This window comes from Caldanaerobius polysaccharolyticus DSM 13641 (genome assembly GCF_000427425.1).
In the GTDB taxonomy this organism is placed as follows: Bacteria; Bacillota; Thermoanaerobacteria; order Thermoanaerobacterales; family Caldanaerobiaceae; genus Caldanaerobius; species Caldanaerobius polysaccharolyticus.
The window spans coordinates 524,679-543,245 of sequence record NZ_KE386495.1 but is presented as its reverse complement, the minus strand read 5'-3'; the positions used below and the strand labels follow the sequence as shown (position 1 = coordinate 543,245).

At 48.9% G+C, this 18,567-nt stretch carries 11 protein-coding genes and 3 rRNA genes; all 14 read left to right on the top strand.

All coding sequences use genetic code 11. The annotated features are described in order from the left end of the window. Positions 1-4: 4 nt before the first annotated feature. Positions 5-1,681, top strand: a complete 1,677-nt coding sequence (gene ilvD, locus CALPO_RS0109110) for a dihydroxy-acid dehydratase (RefSeq protein WP_026487030.1) — start codon at positions 5-7, stop codon at positions 1,679-1,681. After that, a complete protein-coding gene (gene ilvB / locus CALPO_RS0109105; protein WP_026487029.1) occupies positions 1,682-3,349 on the top strand; it encodes a biosynthetic-type acetolactate synthase large subunit in 1,668 nt (555 codons plus the stop codon). Positions 3,350-3,465: 116 nt separating this feature from the next. Next, entirely contained in the window at positions 3,466-3,987 is a 522-nt protein-coding gene (locus CALPO_RS0109100) for a helix-turn-helix domain-containing protein (RefSeq protein ID WP_026487028.1), read from the top strand. Between the two features lie 10 nt (positions 3,988-3,997). Beyond that, the gene (locus CALPO_RS0109095) at positions 3,998-4,909 is read left to right on the top strand and encodes a hypothetical protein (protein WP_026487027.1); all 912 of its coding nucleotides are present in this window, start codon (positions 3,998-4,000) and stop codon (positions 4,907-4,909) included. A 32-nt stretch (positions 4,910-4,941) separates the two neighbouring features. Further along, the gene (locus CALPO_RS0109090; RefSeq protein ID WP_026487026.1) at positions 4,942-6,045 is read left to right on the top strand and encodes an NAD(P)H-binding protein; all 1,104 of its coding nucleotides are present in this window, start codon (positions 4,942-4,944) and stop codon (positions 6,043-6,045) included. Positions 6,046-6,237: 192 nt separating this feature from the next. Next, positions 6,238-7,992, top strand: coding sequence for a phosphoenolpyruvate carboxykinase (GTP) (locus CALPO_RS0109085; protein ID WP_026487025.1), 1,755 nt, complete (start codon positions 6,238-6,240; stop codon positions 7,990-7,992). 106 nt (positions 7,993-8,098) lie between these two features. Then, positions 8,099-9,022 carry a quinolinate synthase NadA gene (gene nadA, locus CALPO_RS0109080; protein ID WP_035172510.1) on the top strand — a complete coding sequence of 308 codons (924 nt, stop codon included), beginning with the start codon at positions 8,099-8,101 and terminating at the stop codon, positions 9,020-9,022. Positions 9,023-9,035: 13 nt separating this feature from the next. Next, positions 9,036-10,571 (top strand): L-aspartate oxidase, encoded by a 1,536-nt coding sequence (gene nadB, locus CALPO_RS0109075; RefSeq protein ID WP_026487023.1) that lies wholly within the window; start codon positions 9,036-9,038, stop codon positions 10,569-10,571. 34 nt (positions 10,572-10,605) lie between these two features. Continuing rightward, positions 10,606-11,439 (top strand): carboxylating nicotinate-nucleotide diphosphorylase, encoded by an 834-nt coding sequence (nadC, locus tag CALPO_RS0109070; protein WP_026487022.1) that lies wholly within the window; start codon positions 10,606-10,608, stop codon positions 11,437-11,439. Positions 11,440-11,607: 168 nt separating this feature from the next. Then, on the top strand, positions 11,608-12,081 hold the full coding sequence (gene greA, locus CALPO_RS0109065; protein WP_026487021.1) for a transcription elongation factor GreA: 474 nt from the start codon (positions 11,608-11,610) through the stop codon (positions 12,079-12,081). A 33-nt stretch (positions 12,082-12,114) separates the two neighbouring features. Then, entirely contained in the window at positions 12,115-13,650 is a 1,536-nt protein-coding gene (gene lysS / locus CALPO_RS13695) for a lysine--tRNA ligase (protein WP_084295242.1), read from the top strand. 234 nt (positions 13,651-13,884) lie between these two features. Continuing rightward, positions 13,885-15,372: ribosomal RNA gene (locus CALPO_RS0109050) — 16S ribosomal RNA — on the top strand. Positions 15,373-15,409: 37 nt separating this feature from the next. Then, a 5S ribosomal RNA gene (rrf, locus tag CALPO_RS14245) occupies positions 15,410-15,559 on the top strand. Between the two features lie 39 nt (positions 15,560-15,598). Continuing rightward, a 23S ribosomal RNA gene (locus tag CALPO_RS0109045) occupies positions 15,599-18,535 on the top strand. The 16S, 23S and 5S rRNA genes sit together here, the layout of an rRNA operon. Positions 18,536-18,567: the final 32 nt, after the last annotated feature.

Here is an 18,567-nt window from a genome sequence, read left to right as displayed (position 1 = left end):
ATACATGAGAAGATTGAGCGACAGTGTGAAGAGGGGCGTGGAAAAGGCCCCTCACAGATCCCTTTTGTACGCCTTGGGGCTTACAGATGAGGAAATACAACGGCCGTTTATAGGGGTTATAAGCTCTAAGAGCGAGATAATACCAGGCCACCTACACCTGGATAAAATAGCCGAAGCGGTAAAGGCAGGTGTCAGGATGGCAGGGGGCGTTCCTTTTGAGATAAACACCATAGGGGTATGCGATGGGATAGCGATGAACCATCAGGGCATGAAGTATTCCCTGGCCAGCAGGGAGCTCATAGCAGATAGCGTGGAAGTGGTGGCGAGAGCCCATGCCTTTGACGGCATCGTGTTAATACCCAATTGCGATAAAATCGTGCCGGGTATGCTCATGGCTGCTGCCAGGTTGAATATACCGGCTATTTTGGTCAGCGGCGGTCCCATGTTGGCGGGGAGATTCCGAGGGCAAGACTCAGATCTCAGCAAAGTGTTTGAGGCCGTAGGTGCCGTTTCAGCAGGAAAGATGGGAGAAGATGAGTTGCGGGAGTTGGAACAAAGCGCCTGCCCTGGTTGTGGTTCCTGCTCGGGGATGTATACGGCGAACACCATGAACTGCCTTACCGAGGCTTTAGGCATGGGCTTGCCCGGCAATGGCACAATTCCCGCGGTGTATGCTGAGAGGATAAGGCTGGCTAAAGCCGCAGGGGTGCGCATAATAGACCTGGTAGAAAAAGATATAAGGCCCAGGGACATCATGACGCGCAATGCTTTTATAAACGCATTTGCTGTGGATATGGCCCTGGGAGGGTCTACCAATACGGTATTGCACCTTACCGCCATAGCCCGCGAAGCCGGCGTGGATATAAGCCTTAAAGATATTGATAAAATAAGCAATACGGTGCCCAACCTGTGCAAATTGAGCCCAGCAGGTCCCTATCACATTCAAGACCTCCACGAAGCCGGTGGCATACAGGCCGTGATGGCAGAACTTAACAAAAAAGGCTATATAGATACATCCGGTTTTACTGTTACGGGAAAGACAGTAGGTGAAAACATAGAAAATGCATCCGTCAAAAATTACGATGTCATAAGGCCGGTGGATGAACCTTATAGCAGTACAGGAGGGCTTGCCGTGCTCACGGGGAATCTGGCACCCGATGGGGCTGTAGTTAAGGCTTCGGCGGTTTCACCTGAAATGATGGTGCACGAAGGACCTGCGAGGGTGTTTGATTCGGAGGAGGAAGCTATTAAAGCCATATTGGGGGGCAAGATCAATAAAGGTGACGTGGTGATTATAAGGTATGAAGGACCCAAGGGAGGGCCTGGCATGAGGGAGATGCTGAGTCCTACATCAGCGCTGGCGGGAATGGGCCTTGACAAAGATGTGGCGCTTATTACCGATGGGCGATTTTCGGGAGCGACGAGAGGGGCATCCATAGGCCATGTTTCGCCAGAAGCAGCAGAGGGAGGGCCTATCGCCGTGGTCAGAGATGGGGACATCATCTCCATAGATATACCTAAGCGCAAGCTGGAAGTAAAGGTATCTGAATCGGAAATCTATGAAAGGTTCAGGAACTGGATAAGAAAAGAAGCGGAAATAAAGAGCGGGTATTTAAGCCGATACGCGGAAATGGTGACATCTGCCAGTACAGGAGCTGTGTTTAGACAAGGGGGAATGTGAATGAAGTTGCAAGGGGCAGAGATTGTCATAAAATGCCTGAAGGATTTAGGCGTTGACGTGATATTCGGCTATCCTGGAGGAGCGATTTTGCCTATATACGATGCCCTTTATGATTCAGATATAAAGCACGTGCTCGTCGCCCATGAGCAGATGGCGGCTCATATGGCTGATGGTTACGCCAGAGTGACGGGGAAACCCGGTGTGTGTTTTGCCACATCAGGCCCCGGCGCTACCAACCTGGTGACAGGTATAGCCAACGCCTACATGGACTCTGTGCCTATTATAGCCATAACGGGGCAGGTGGGGAGAAACCTCATAGGCAAGGACTCCTTTCAGGAAGTGGATATAGCCGGTATTACAATGCCTGTCACAAAGCACAGCTACATTGTAAAAGACCCGGAAAAGCTGGCGTACATCATCTATGAGGCCTTTGAGATCGCCACAACAGGTAGGCCTGGACCTGTGCTCATAGACATACCAAAGGATGTCCAGTCCATGATGATAGAGTACGAGCCTGTGGATAAAAATGCGATAAATTATGACCATAAAGTAAAAAAAGGCGTAGATTATGCTATCGTGGATAGGGCTGTGCAGTTGATAAATAAAAGCGAAAGACCTGTCATATACGCTGGCGGAGGCGTCATATCCTCTGATGCGTGCGCTGAGCTTGTGGAATTTGCTGAAAAAGCTGATATCCCTGTTACCACCTCCCTTATGGGCCTTGGGGCCTTTCCGGAAGACCATCCCCTTTCCCTGGGCTTTTTAGGGATGCACGGCAGTAAATACGCCAATATGGCGGTATACTGCTCGGACCTGGTGATAGCCATTGGTGCCAGGTTTAGCGATAGGGTCGCGGGGAAGGCCACCGGATTTGCTCCTGATGCCAGGATAATTCATATAGATATCGACCCCGCTGAGATCGGAAAAAATATAAAGACAAATATAGGCATCGTCGGCGATGCCAAAGCTGTGCTAAAAGAGCTCATCAACAGGGTTAATGTCCCTTACCATAAAGAGTGGCATGAACAGCTGGCGGGCATGAAAGAAAAGTATAAATTCAAGTATAAGCGAGACGGCAGTCTGAAGCCCCAGTACGTCGTGGAGAGGATCAGCGAGCTCACCGGGGGTGATGCTATTATAGCCACAGAGGTGGGGCAGAACCAGATGTGGGCCGCCCAGTATTACAATTTCACAAAGCCCCGCACCTTTGTGACCTCGGGAGGTTTGGGCACTATGGGCTTTGGCTTGCCAGCGGCTATTGGCGCGAAAATCGGAAGGCCTGACAAAAAGGTCATCAATATCGCAGGCGACGGCAGCATACGCATGAATATCAAGTCACTGGAGACGGCGGCTTTATACCACGTGCCCGTCATAACCGTCATATTGAACAACAATGTTTTGGGCATGGTGAGGCAATGGCAGACAATACTTTACAAAAAGAGGTATTCCCAGACCGATTTAAATCCCAGCCTGGATTTTGTGAAACTGTCTCAGGCTTACGGCGTAGACGCTTTGAGGGTCACTACTCCGGAGGAGTTTGACGAGGCTATGAAAAAAGCCCTTGCGGAAGATAAACCTTTGGTTATAGAGTGTATGATAGATAAAGATGAAAAGGTCTTGCCGTTTATACCTGCAGGTGGCTCGGTAGAGGATACCATTGAAGAGTAAAAAGACCGGCTTTGAAAGCCGGCTTTTTTATCGCTTAAAAGTGCTTGCATTTTTTTTATCATGTAGTAAAATAATAGTAATGAATGAGCACAAAATGTGCACATAGAGGTGGTCTTATGAAACTGGCGAACATCGGCGACAAAGTGATCAACATAGATAAGGTTCACAGGATAGTAGACCAGATATTTGAAATGAGGTCGAGGGGGTATTCGCAGCAAGAGATTGCGTCAAAGTTTAACACCGATAGGACGTTTATATCAAGACTGGAAAGTTTAGGCGAGATCAGGCGAGGAGGCAACATAGCGGTTATTGGTTTTCCTATAGGCAATAAGCAAGAGCTGGAAGAGCTGCTGGATAAGCACGGAGTGGGTTTTAAATTGCTTTTGTCTGAAAAAGAACGATGGGATTTCGCACTGGGTATGTCAGGTCCTGAGCTGGTAAACAGGGTTATGGATTTAATAGCTGAGGTAAGGTCATACGATGTAGTTATATTTTTGGGCTCGGACAAGAGGAGTGAGATAATAGAAGGAATACTGGATAACGACGTGATCACCGTAAACATAGGGCCATCTCCTCTGACCCACGATGTCTACGTGGATCCAGCGGTAGTGGAAAAACTGTTAGATTCGATAAAGTGAGGTTGTGGTTATGAAGAGGATTGTGAGCATAAGCGTAGGTTCATCAAAGAGAAATCACAGGGCTGAGGCTGAGATACTGGGAGAAAGATTTATCATCGAGAGGATAGGTACAGATGGAGATTTTAAAAAGGCCCTTCAGATGATAAAAGACCTGGACGGTAAGGTGGATGCCTTTGGCATGGGGGGGATAGACCTTTACGTTTACGGAGGCAACAGGCGGTATATAATAAGAGACGCTGTTCCTTTTAAAAAAGCTGCTCAAAAGACGCCTATTGTGGACGGATCGGGGCTTAAAAACACGCTGGAGCGAAGGGTTATAAAGTATCTGGCACAAAAGGGGATAATAGATTTTAAGGGCAAGAAAGTTCTCATGACTTGTGCCATGGATCGCTTTGGCATGGCGCAGGCTTTTGAACAGGAAGGGGCTGACCTTACAATAGGCGATTTTATATTTTTGCTGGGTTTGCCCATACCCCTTAAATCCCTGAGGTTATTGTATGCCCTTGCAGCTGTATTAGCTCCTATAGTTGTAAAGTTGCCCTTTTCCATATTGTACCCTGTAGGCAAGGAGCAGGAAGTAGTAAAGAATAAGCACAGCAGGTATTACAAAGATGCAGAAATAATAGCCGGGGATTATCTATTTATAAAGCGGTTTATGCCTGAGGACATGAAAGGCAAGGTCATCATAACCAACACCGTGACAGCACAGGACGTGGATATGATGAGGAATAGGGGTGTTGAGCTTTTGGTCACCACCACCCCAGAGCTAAACGGCCGATCCTTTGGCACCAACGTCATGGAAGCCGTACTGGTGTGCCTGGCAGGCAAAAGACCTGAGGATATGAGACCTGAGGATTACAACGATCTGTTGGATAAGATAGGCTTCCAGCCTAGAATCGAATACCTTCAACGGCGATCTTAAAATATTTAAAAACAAAAAAGGAGGGGTTTGTTGTGCATAGGTTTGCTTTTTTGATACACCCTATCGAGTACGACGATATCTTCAGAAAGCTTAAATTCCTGCAAAAGGTGCCTAAGGGAGTAGTTAAGAGCCTCATGACAGTATTGCCTCCTGTGAAGGTGTCAAAAATAGAGGGGGTGAAAAGCCCTTATGGCAGCACTGAGGGCTATTTTGTGGCTGTACCGCTGGTATCAGACCAGATGCTGAGCTTACCTGAAGATACGGTTATGAAAAAGATAATTAAAGCGGGTAAACTGGCGGAGAAGCTGGGGGCAGAGATCGTAGGACTTGGCGCCATGACGTCTGTGGTAGGGGATGCGGGGATAACCGTGGCAAAGAACCTGAATATCGCTGTAACTACCGGTAACAGCTATACGGTAGCTACTGCTATTGAGGGGACTATAAAAGCAGCTGAGATTATGGGAAAGGATATAAAGGACTGCAACGCAGTGGTTATCGGCGCGACGGGTTCCATCGGAAAGGTGTGCGCGGAGATACTGGCAAGGCAGGTGAAAGAGCTTGCCCTTGTGGCCAGAAACAGAGAAAAGCTCAGGGATTTTGCTGAAACCCTCATGTACAAAACAGGCATATCGCCGACCATAACCTCAGATGTGGGGGAAGCGCTGCGAAATGCCGATGTGGTCATAACAGTGACCAGCGCGGTGGACACGGTAATACAACCGGAGCACTTAAAGCCAGGAGCGGTGGTCTGCGATGTGGCTAGGCCGCGGGATGTGTCTAAGGAAGTGGTGGAAAAGAGGGATGACGTGCTGGTCATAGAGGGTGGCGTGGTAGAGGTGCCAGGAGATGTGGATTTCCATTTTAATTTTGGTTTTCCGCCCAAGACCAGTTACGCCTGTATGGCTGAGACGATGATACTGGCCATGGAAGGGCGCATCGAGAACTTCTCTCTGGGAAGGGATATGACCGTAGAGCAGGTGGAAGAGATTGCGGCTTTGGCTAAAAAGCATGGGTTTAAGCTAGCAGGCTTCAGGAGCTTTGAGAGGGAAGTCCCTGTAGAGAAAATAAAGGAGATCAAGATGAACGCCAGGAGGAAAAAGCTCAATATATCCACGTATAACATGGGCAATGCGTAATTGCAAAACGGGTTATTTAAAATTTCATTTTTCATTCTTTAACTTGTACTTTTTTCGGTTAAATGGCTGGTATCTAATATTTGCATAGGGCAAATTTGCAAGACATACTGTATACATATTCAGAAAAGTTTCTTTTGTCGGAGATATTTGATATAATATAGCTAAAGTAGATAAAAGGGAAAGGGGAAAGATATGGTTACAAGGAACAGGTACGTGCTAGAGTGGGTAGAAGAGATGATGAAGCTTACAAAGCCAGATGACGTGGTGTGGATAGATGGGTCTGAAGAAGAGAGGCAAAGGCTTATAGCGCAGGCTCTGAAGACAGGCGAGTTGCACGAGCTGAATCAGGAGAAAATGCCTGGATGTTATCTGCACCGCACCGACGTCAGCGACGTAGCGAGGGTGGAGCACAGGACGTTTATATGCACCAGAAGCAAGGACGATGCCGGCCCGACCAATAACTGGATGGATCCTCAGGAGGCCTATACGAAACTAGGCAAGCTGTTTGACGGGTCTATGAGGGGAAGGACGATGTACGTCATCCCTTATGTAATGGGACCGCTAGGATCGCCTTTTAGCAAGGTGGGTGTGGAATTAACCGACAGCATATACGTGGTCCTGAACATGGGGATTATGACGAGGATGGGAGATGTGGCGTGGGAACAGCTGGGCGATTCTCCCGAATTCGTCAAAGGATTGCATTCAAAAGGGCAGTTGGACCCGGAAGAGAGGTACATATGCCATTTTCCTGAGGACAATACCATATGGAGCATAAACTCAGGATATGGTGGAAATGTGCTTTTAGGCAAAAAATGCTTTGCTTTAAGGATTGCCAGTTACATGGGCAGAAAACAGGGGTGGATGGCGGAGCACATGCTCATACTGGGGGTGGAGGACCCCAAAGGCAACGTGACCTATGTGGCTGCGGCATTCCCCAGCGCCTGCGGTAAGACCAATCTCGCTATGCTCATCCCACCGGAGTATTACGCAAGACAGGGCTATAAGGTGTGGACGGTAGGAGATGATATAGCATGGCTGAGGATCGGAGAAGACGGAAGGCTGTGGGCGGTCAACCCTGAGGCAGGATTTTTTGGCGTGGCTCCGGGGACCAGCTATAAGACCAATCCCAATGCCATGGAGACTATTAAGGCCAACACCATATTTACCAACGTGCTTTTGACCCCCGACAACACGGTTTGGTGGGAAGGCATGGGTGAACCTCCGGCTAGTGGAATAGACTGGAAAGGCAATCCTTGGACCCCTGACAGTGGAGAAAAAGGAGCCCATCCCAATGCGAGGTTTACAGCTCCTGCCAGGCAATGTCCCTCTATTTCGCCGGAGTGGGAAAATCCTAAAGGTGTGCCTATATCTGCTATTATCTTTGGAGGAAGAAGGGCGAAAGTAGCACCTCTTGTCTACCAGGCTTACGATTGGAATCACGGGGTGTACATTGGCGCTACTATGGCTTCTGAGACCACAGCGGCTGCTATTGGCAAGGTGGGAGTGGTAAGGCGCGATCCCATGGCGATGTTGCCTTTCTGTGGCTACAACATGGCGGATTACTTTGCATACTGGCTGGAAATGGGCAAGAGAGTACCCAATCCGCCCAAGATATTCAATGTCAACTGGTTCAGAACCGATGACGACGGTAATTTCCTGTGGCCAGGTTTTGGCGAAAACATGAGGGTTCTGAAATGGATAGTTGATAGGTGCAACGGCAATGGCGAAGCGGTAGAGACGCCTATTGGATATGTGCCTTCAAAGGGAGCTATAGACACTACGGAACTGGATATTTCTCAGGAAGTCATGGACGCCCTTTTGAGCATCGATAAAGAGGCTTGGGCAGAGGAAATCAAAGACCAGGAGGAATTTTTGAAGAAGTTTGATAGGCTTCCTCAGGAGATAATCGAACAAAAAGAAGCGCTTAAAAAGAGATTTGGTTTTTAAAAGGGTAACGTCACGTTACCCTTTTAATAATATAGTTGTATATCACAGGGGATAGTGCTATTATATTATTAATTATTTACATAGGATTTTTTCGCGAGGTGTGTATATGAATATTGAGACTGATTATGCGCCCATTGTGGAGGAAATAAAGAGGCTTAAAAGAGAGAGAAATGCTGTCATCCTTGCTCATAATTATCAGATCCCGGAGGTCCAGGACATAGCGGATTTGGTAGGAGACTCTTTTGCGTTAAGCCGGGCTGCCGCCAAAGCCGATTGTGATGTAATCGTATTTTGTGGTGTCCACTTTATGGCCGAAAGCGCAAAAATATTGTCACCGGATAAAACCGTATTGTTGCCGGCGAGGGACGCTGGATGTCCCCTAGCTGACTTCGTATGGCCAGAAGCCCTGGAAGAAAAGAAAAAAGAACATCCAGATGCCGCGGTGGTTTGCTATATCAACTCACCGGCGTCGGTTAAAGCGATGAGCGATATATGTTGCACCTCGTCTAACGCGGTAAAAGTAGTAGAGTCATTGGATTGCGATGAAGTGATTTTTGTGCCCGACCGGAATTTAGGAACTTATGTGGCTGACAAGGTTAAAGATAAGAAGATCATCCTATGGGATGGCTATTGTGTGACCCATCACAGGATTGCCGTTGACGACGTGGTGGAAGTCAAAAAGGCACACCCCGACGCAGAGATACTGGTGCACCCTGAAGTATCTCCTGAAATATGGCGATACGCCGATTTCATAGGCAGTACAGCTCAAATAATCGATTACGCTAAAAGATCTGACAGCAGGAAATTTATCATAGGGACGGAGATGGGAGTTTTGCACAAATTGAAAAAAGATAACCCGGACAAGACCTTTTACCTCCTCTCAAAGGGGTTGGTTTGCCCCAATATGAAAAAGACCAGGCTTGAGGATGTGCTGAATTCGCTAAAGGATATGAAATACGAGGTCACGGTAGCTGATGACATAAGGTTAAAAGCCCTAAGGGCCTTGGAAAGGATGCTGGAAGTGGGGTAAAAGGGGTGAAATCATGCGCAGATACCTTATGGATTTTAAAGCGAGTACAAGCAATGGCGCCAGGTGCGATGTTTTAATTATCGGCAGCGGAATAGCTGGCCTTTATACCGCCCTTTGTCTCCCTGAGCATTTAAAGATTGTGATTATGTGTAAAGGCTCCATTGCAGACAGCAATTCGTATCTTGCCCAGGGCGGCATTGCTGCCAGCATCGGGGATGACGATAGAGATCTTCATGTGCGGGATACCATGGTAGCAGGGGCTTTTGCCAATGACGAAAATGTGGTAAGGAGTCTTGTGGAGGAATCGGAAGGCGCTATTGAGAGCCTGATGCGCCTGGGTGTCATGTTTGATAGGGATCAGCAGGGCAATTTGTATAGGTCGCTGGAGGGAGGGCACTCGGTGCCCAGGGTTTTGCACGTGAACGGAGATGCTACGGGTAAAGGTATAATGGACGCTCTCATAGGGCAGGTGCGCGTTCGCGCCAATATACGCGTTATTGAGAACGCCTTTGTGGTGGACATCATAACCCATGAGGGCATATGCCGGGGCGTTATAGCGGTGGATAGTAAGGGTGTAAATGTCCTGTGGGCGCAGAATGTGGTCATGGCTACAGGTGGGATAGGTCAGCTGTACGCTAAAACCACTAATTGTAAGGTCCTTACAGGGGACGGCATAGCCATGGCTATAAGAGCGGGTGCGAAAACCAGGGACATGGAGTATATCCAGTTTCACCCTACGGCGTTTTATTCCGGGGAATACGGCGAAAAGCTTTTTTTAATATCCGAGGCGGTTAGAGGCGAAGGTGGTATACTTAGGAATATCCACGGGGAGAGGTTTATGGAAAAGTACGATGAGAGAATGGAGCTGGCTCCGAGGGATATAGTGTCCAGGGCTATATTTGACCAGATGAAAAGGACGGGGAGCGATTTTGTGTACCTGGATGTGACTCATCTCGGCGAAGACTTTTTAAAAAGGCGTTTTCCCTTGATCTACAACACGTGTAAGAGCATGGGTATAGATATGGCGAAGGACTACATTCCTATAACCCCTGTAGCCCATTATTTTATGGGTGGAATTGAAACGGATATGTGGGGAAGGACCGGAATAAAAAGGCTTTATGCGGTAGGAGAATGTGCGTGCACAGGGGTACACGGAGCCAACAGGCTTGCCAGCAACTCCCTTCTGGAAGGGGTGGTGTTTGGCAGAAGAGTTGCACAAGACATAAAAAACCGCAGCGATGCCTGTGCAGGCGAAAATGTGGCAGATGTGGAATTTAAAAGCTATAAGGAGTACAGGCCTTTTGATCCCTCTGCTATGAAGGGCGATCTTAGAGAGCTTATGCTGTCAAAAGTTGGTATAGTGCGAAACGAGAAGGACCTTAAAGAGGCGCTGGATTGCGTAAATGAACGTCTGGAATTTCTGGACAGGGCTGCTTTAGACACGGTGGACAAAATGGAGGTGGCCAATATGTACCTGGTAGCCAGGTTTATAATTGAAGGGGCTCTTAAAAATAAGCGGAGTGTTGGCAGCCATTATGTACAGCGATAGAGTATGAAAGTATAAAAAAAGGCGAGGTGATTTTATGCTCAATTGGCTGGTTATTGACGATTTGATACAAAATGCCCTCATCGAGGACATAGGTTTTGGCGATGTGACTACAGATTGCCTTATACCCAAAGACCAAATCTCTAAAGGCAGGTTTATAGCCAAAGAAGGAGGAGTTTTGGCAGGTATCGACGTGGCCAAGAGGGTTTTTGAGATTCTGGATCAGGATATTCATTTTAGCAAAAGCCATTATGACGGCGATCTTCTGGATAAGGGAGACGTAATAGCTGAGGTTCAAGGGCATACTGCGGCAATCTTAAAAGGGGAAAGGGTAGCCCTTAATATCCTCCAGAGGATGAGCGGGATTGCCACGAAGACTTACAGGATATGCCGCTTGGTGAGGGATTACGATGTGAAGATTGTGGATACCAGAAAGACCCTGCCTGGTTTCAGGATGCTGGATAAATACGCTGTGATGGTAGGCGGCGGACACAACCACAGGATAAACCTCTCGGATCTGGTGCTTATAAAGGATAACCATATAAAAGCGGTAGGTGGTATAAAGAAAGCTGTTATGCTGGCCAAAGAGAAGGCGCCTTTTACTGTTAAAATAGAGGTGGAGGTTGAGACGCTGGAACAGCTTGAAGAGGCCATTGAGGCTGGAGCTGATATCGTCATGCTGGACAACATGGATGTAGAGACTATGAGAAAGGCCGTTGTAATTGCGGATAAAAGGGTATTGTTGGAAGCTTCGGGCAACGTATCTGAGGACAATGTAAGAGAAGTAGCATCCACAGGCGTCGATATAATATCTATAGGCAGCTTGACCCATTCCGTAAATGCCCTGGATATAAGTTTAAAGCTTTTATAAGTTGGGATTACAAATCATCTTGACTTTTAATATCAGGTGCAGTATAATTTGCATTATAAATAAAAATATAATAAGCACTGCATAAAGCGGTGCTTATTTGTATAAAGACATAAATTTTGTAACTGTCGCATAGAGAATAAAAAAGTATTTTATGAAGAGGGGAAATGTATGGCAAAGCAGACTATTTTGACATATGAAGGCTTAAAAAAGTTAGAGGAGGAGTTAGAATACCTTAAAACAGTAAAAAGACAGGAAGTTGCTGAGAGGATAAAACAGGCGAGGGCTTTTGGAGATCTCAGCGAGAACTCAGAATACGACGAGGCAAAAAATGAACAAGCCTTTGTGGAGGGCAGGATCGCTACCTTGGAAGCCATGTTGAGAAATGCCAAAGTGATTGATGAAGACGACATAACATTGGACAAAGTGAGCATCGGATCTACGGTGAAGGTTTACGATGAAGACCTAGGTGAAGAGGTGGAGTACACCATTGTGGGTTCAGCAGAGGCTGATCCTTCTCAGATGAAGATTTCCGATGAGTCACCAGTGGGCAAAGCGCTATTAGGGCATAGCGTGGGTGAAGTGGTAAATGTAGAAGTGCCCGATGGAATAATCAAAATGAAGATTTTGGAGATCAGAAGATAACTTCGCGCACAAGAGGTTGGAGGGAAAACGTTGATGGAGCAGGATATGAACTTAAATGAATTGCAGCAGGTAAGAAGGCAAAAATTACAGCAGTTGTGTGAAACTGCTTATAACCCTTATGAGGTGTTGCGCTTCGAGAGGACCCATTACTCAACAGAAATTATAAAAAACTTCGAAGCTATGGAAGGCAAAGAAGTAGCCGTAGCGGGTAGAGTTATGTCTATCAGAGGACACGGTAAAGCCAGTTTTGCAGATTTAAAAGACCAGGAGGGTAAAATACAGATCTATTTTAGGTTAAATGATGTAGGAGAAGAGAAGTACGCTATATTTAAACTGGTAGATATAGGCGATATAATAGGCGTAAAGGGCGAAGTTTTCAAGACCCACAAAGGAGAAATCTCAGTGAAAGCCCACGACCTGGTAGTAATGGCTAAGTCTTTACAGGTTTTACCGGAAAAATGGCATGGGCTTAAAGACGTAGAGCTCAGGTACAGGCAGCGATATGTGGATTTGATAGTAAACGATGACTCCAGAAAGAACTTTATCATAAGGAGCAAGCTTATCAGCAAGATGAGGCAATATCTGGACTCAAGAGGTTTTATGGAAGTGGAAACCCCCATATTGCAGACGATACCCGGGGGTGCTGCAGCGAGGCCTTTTATAACCCATCACAATGCGCTGGATATTGATATGTACCTGAGAATTGCTACTGAGCTTTATTTAAAGAGGCTTATTATAGGTGGATTTGACAGGGTGTACGAGATAGGCAAGCAGTTCAGGAATGAAGGCATCGATATAAAGCATAATCCTGAATTTACCACCATTGAGCTTTACCAGGCCTACACCGACCTCAGAGGTATGATGGAATTGACGGAAGACATGATCAAATACCTTGCCAAGGAGGTATTGGGGACGGAACTGCTTTTGTACCAGGGCGTGGAAATAGATCTAAGTAAGCCGTGGACAAGGATGACAATGAAGGAAGCTGTCTTTAAGTATGCAGGCGTGGATTTTGATCAGGTAAAAACAGATGAAGAAGCCAGAAAAATTGCTGCGCAAAAAGGCCTTGAATTTGATGACAATGCGACCAAGGGCCAGATATTGAACTTGCTGTTTGAGGAGTTTGCAGAGGAAAATTTGATTCAGCCCACGTTTATAACTGAATACCCCATTGAAGTATCGCCTTTGGCTAAGAAGATACCTGGCAATCCTGAGTTTACAGACAGATTCGAGCTTTTTATATACAAGATGGAAATAGCTAATGCTTTTTCTGAATTAAACGACCCCTTTGATCAAAGGGAAAGGTTTGAAAAACAGGTCAAGGCTAGGGAAGCCGGAGACGAAGAAGCACACCGCATGGATGAGGATTTTCTGACGGCTATGGAGTATGGGATGCCTCCTACAGGTGGATTAGGCATTGGTATTGACAGGCTGGCAATGGTGTTCTCTGGTTCGTATTCCATAAGAGATGTGATACTATTTCCCACCATGAAGCCAAGAAATGCTGCTCAGACCAATGAAGGAAGGGAAAGTGTAGTTGACTTTCGAGAAAATGAGGAAGAAAGCTAACCCTTGACACAAAACCTAAGCCGTGATATATTATAAAAGCAACGATAAATGGATAAATCCCTTGACAAGAGGGGAAAAATTGTGGTATATTAAAAAAGCCGTCAGGGGAGAGAAAAAGCCCTTGACAGGTAAGGAGAAAAGTGATAGAATAAGAAGCTGTCAGCCGAGAGGCTAACGGACCTTGCCAATTAAACAGTGAGCGGGATACAAATGTGTTAAGTGATAGAAAAGAGTTTACAAGAGAGTTTGATCCTGGCTCAGGACGAACGCTGGCGGCGTGCCTAACACATGCAAGTCGAGCGGAGGTAGTGGAGCTTGCTCTGCTACCTTAGCGGCGGACGGGTGAGTAACACGTGAGCAACCTGCCTTTAAGACCGGGATAACACCTCGAAAGGGGTGCTAATACCGGATAACATTTACCCATCGCATGGTGGGTAAAGAAAGGGGGTAACCCGCTTAAAGAGGGGCTCGCGGCCCATCAGCTAGTTGGTGAGGTAACGGCTCACCAAGGCGACGACGGGTAGCCGGCCTGAGAGGGTGTACGGCCACACTGGGACTGAGACACGGCCCAGACTCCTACGGGAGGCAGCAGTGGGGAATCTTGCGCAATGGGGGGAACCCTGACGCAGCGACGCCGCGTGAGCGAAGAAGGCCTTCGGGTTGTAAAGCTCTGTTATGTGGGAAGGAGACGGTACCACATGAGGAAGCCCCGGCCAACTACGTGCCAGCAGCCGCGGTAATACGTAGGGGGCAAGCGTTGTCCGGAGTGACTGGGCGTAAAGGGCGCGTAGGCGGTTATACAAGTCAGGTGTAAAAGATACCGGCTCAACCGGTAGGTAGCATCTGATACTGTATAACTAGAGTACAGGAGAGGGGAGCGGAATTCCTGGTGTAGCGGTGAAATGCGTAGAGATCAGGAAGAACACCGGTGGCGAAGGCGGCTCTCTGGCCTGGGACTGACGCTGAGGCGCGAAAGCGTGGGGAGCGAACAGGATTAGATACCCTGGTAGTCCACGCTGTAAACGATGGATACTAGGTGTGGGTGAGTAAAATCATCCGTGCCGGAGCAAACGCAATAAGTATCCCGCCTGGGGAGTACGGCCGCAAGGTTGAAACTCAAAGGAATTGACGGGGGCCCGCACAAGCAGCGGAGCATGTTGTTTAATTCGAAGCAACGCGAAGAACCTTACCAGGGCTTGACATCCACAGAATCCGGTGGAAACACTGGAGTGCCCCTTATGGGGGAGCTGTGAGACAGGTGGTGCATGGTTGTCGTCAGCTCGTGTCGTGAGATGTTGGGTTAAGTCCCGCAACGAGCGCAACCCCTGCAGCTAGTTAGAGATCTAGCTGGACTGCCGTGGATGACACGGAGGAAGGTGGGGATGACGTCAAATCATCATGCCCCTTATGCCCTGGGCTACAAACGTGCTACAATGGCGAGTACAGAGGGAAGCGAGGGAGCGATCCTGAGCGAATCCGATAAAGCTCGTCACAGTTCGGATTGCAGGCTGCAACTCGCCTGCATGAAGTCGGAGTTGCTAGTAATCGCGGATCAGCATGCCGCGGTGAATGCGTTCCCGGGCCTTGTACACACCGCCCGTCACACCACGAGAGTCTACAATACCCGAAGACAGGGAAGACCTGTTGAAGGTAGGGTAGATGATTGGGGTGAAGTCGTAACAAGGTAGCCGTATCGGAAGGTGCGGCTGGATCACCTCCTTTCTAAGGAGAAATACCCGCTCACTGGTTTAATTAAATATATGGTGGCGATAGCGAAGGGGAAACACCTGTAACCATACCGAACACAGCCCGAAAGGGGTCCCCGAAAAGCGAAAGCTTTTTGGGGTACTAGTTAAGCCCTTCAGCGCCGATGGTACTGGGAGACCGGGAGAGTAGGACGCTGCCATAACTAGGACCTTGAAAATAGGATAAAGGGAGAAGGTAATGAGGTCAAGGTAATAAGGGCATGCGGGGGATGCCTAAGCACCAGGGGCCGAAGAAGGACGCGGCAAGCGGCGAAACGCTCCGGGGAGCCGCAAGCAGGCATTGATCCGGAGGTATCCGAATGGGGGAACCCGCTGAGGCAATACCTCAGCATCATATGCTGAACACATAGGCATATGAGGGGAACCGGGGGAACTGAAACATCTAAGTACCCCGAGGAGAAGAAAGAAAAAGGGGCCCCCAGCGAAGGAGACTTCGCTGGGGTGTCATATCGATTCTCTGAGTAGCGGCGAGCGAAAGGGGAAGAGCCCAAACCAGGCCGAAAGGTCTGGGGTTGAGGACCGACGTAAAGGTCAGGTAGTAAGAAGCCGAACGGGCATGGAAAGGCCGACCGAAGAGAGTGAGAGTCTCGTAGGCGCAATGAGGCCTGGCGAGTCGGGATCCAGAGTACCACAGGGCAAGAGAGGCCGGTGGGAAGCAGGGAGGACCACCTCCCAAGGCTAAATACTCCCTGGTGACTGATAGAGCAGAGTACCGTGAGGGAAAGGTGAAAAGAACCCCGGGAGGGGAGTGAAAGAGAACCTGAAACCGCATGCTTACAAGCAGCAGGAGCTAAACCACCCAACGCGAGTATCTCGCGTTGGGGACCCGGATAGTGACTGCGTACTTTTTGTAGAACGGACCGGCGAGAGACGCATTGTTGCGAGGTTAAGGAGTGAAGCTCCGGAGCCGAAGGGAAACCGAGTCTTAAGAGGGCGGAAGTAACAATGCGTAGACCCGAAACCGTGCGAGCTACCCATGGCCAGGGTGAAGCGGGAGTAAGACCCCGTGGAGGCCCGAACCACGTTGCCAATGAAAAGGCATGGGATGAGCTGTGGGTAGGGGAGAAATTCCAAGCGAGCACGGAGATAGCTGGTTCTCCCCGAAATAGCTTTAGGGCTAGCCTCAACCGGTAAGTTATGGAGGTAGAGCACTGAATGGGCTAGGGGCGTAAAAGCTACCGAACCCTATCAAACTGCGAATGCCATAACGGTAAGGTTGGGAGTGAGACTACGGGTGCTAAGATCCGTGGTCGAGAGGGAAAGAGCCCAGACCACCAGCTAAGGTCCCGAAGAGATAGCTAAGTGTAAAAGGAGGTAGTGTTACGAAGACAACCAGGATGTTGGCTTAGAAGCAGCCATACATTTAAAGAGTGCGTAATAGCTCACTGGTCGAGTGACACTGCGCCGAAAATGAACCGGGGCTAAAGCTATCCACCGAAGCTGTGGAAGGAGGACTTGGTAGGGGAGCGTACTTAACGGGTAGAAGCCGAGCTGAAAGGCGAGGTGGACTGTTAAGTAGAGAGAATGCCGGTATGAGTAGCGAGAGTAAGGAGAGAAACCTTACCGTCGGAAGCCTAAGGTATCCTGGGGAAGGCTAAACCGCCCAGGGGAAGTCGGGACCTAAGCCGAGGCGAAAGCGTAGGCGATGGGCAATCGGTGAAGAGTCCGATACCACCGAGTCTGGGAATGAAGCGGGGACGCGGCGACGGAATCTGAGCGCGCGGTTGGTAGAGCGCGTCCAAGTGGAGGCGTAGCGAAGGGAGTGAAGTACCCCTGAGCGAAGCGCTGAAGCGAAGGGGAGCCGCAAGGCGAAGCAGAGGAAGGAGCCGCCGAGAAAAGCCGCTAAATAGGACGAGGTGCCCGTACCGGAAACCGACACAGGTAGGCGAGGAGAGAATCCACAGACGAGCGGGAGAACCCTTGTTAAGGAACTCGGCAAAAAGACTCCGTAACTTAGGGAGAAGGAGTGCCGAAAGGCCGCAGAGAAGAGTCCCAAGCGACTGTTTACCAAAAACACAGGTATCTGCGAAGTCGGAAGACGAAGTATAGGTGCTGACGCCTGCCCGGTGCTGGAAGGTTAAGGGGAGGGGTGAGAGCCCCGAACTTAAGCCCCAGTAAACGGCGGCCGTAACTATAACGGTCCTAAGGTAGCGAAATTCCTTGTCGGGTAAGTTCCGACCTGCACGAAAGGCGTAACGACTTGGGAGCTGTCTCAACAAGGGGCCCGGTGAAATTGTAGTATGAGTGAAGATGCTCATTACCCGCGACAGGACAGAAAGACCCCGTGGAGCTTTACTGCAGGCTGTCACTGGACTTCGATATATACTGTACAGGATAGGTGGGAGACGGAGAGAGTAGTGCGCCAGCATTACTGGAGTCGGCGGTGGGATACCACTCTGTATATATTGAGGTTCTAACCTTAAGCCGTAGAGCCGGTTAAGGGACACTGACAGTTGGGCAGTTTGACTGGGGCGGTCGCCTCCTAAAAGGTAACGGAGGCGTCCAAAGGTTACCTCAGCGCGGATAGGAATCGCGCGTGGAGTGCAAAGGCATAAGGTAGCTTAACTGCGAGTCAGACAAGACGAGCAGGTACGAAAGTAGGGCTTAGTGATCCGGTGGTGTAGAGTGGGATAGCCATCGCGCAACGGATAAAAGCTACCCCGGGGATAACAGGCTGATCTCCCCCGAGAGTCCACATCGACGGGGAGGTTTGGCACCTCGATGTCGGCTCATCGCATCCTGGGGCTGAAGTAGGTTCCAAGGGTTGGGCTGTTCGCCCATTAAAGCGGTACGCGAGCTGGGTTCAGAACGTCGTGAGACAGTTCGGTCCCTATCCGTCGCGGGCGTAGGAAATTTGAGAGGAGCCTTTCCTAGTACGAGAGGACCGGAAAGGACGGACCGATGGTGCACCAGTTGCGGTGCCAACCGCACAGCTGGGAAGCCAAGTCCGGGAGTGATAAACGCTGAAAGCATCTAAGCGTGAAGCACGCCTCAAGATAAGATTTCCCATACCGGAAAGGTAGTAAGACCCCTCGAAGAAGACGAGGTAGATAGGCTTAAGGTGTAAGAGCAGAAATGCTTTAAGCTGGTAAGTACTAATAGGTCGAGGCCTTGACCTTATACCCACCCCCCTTTATCCTGGCAAGGTCTT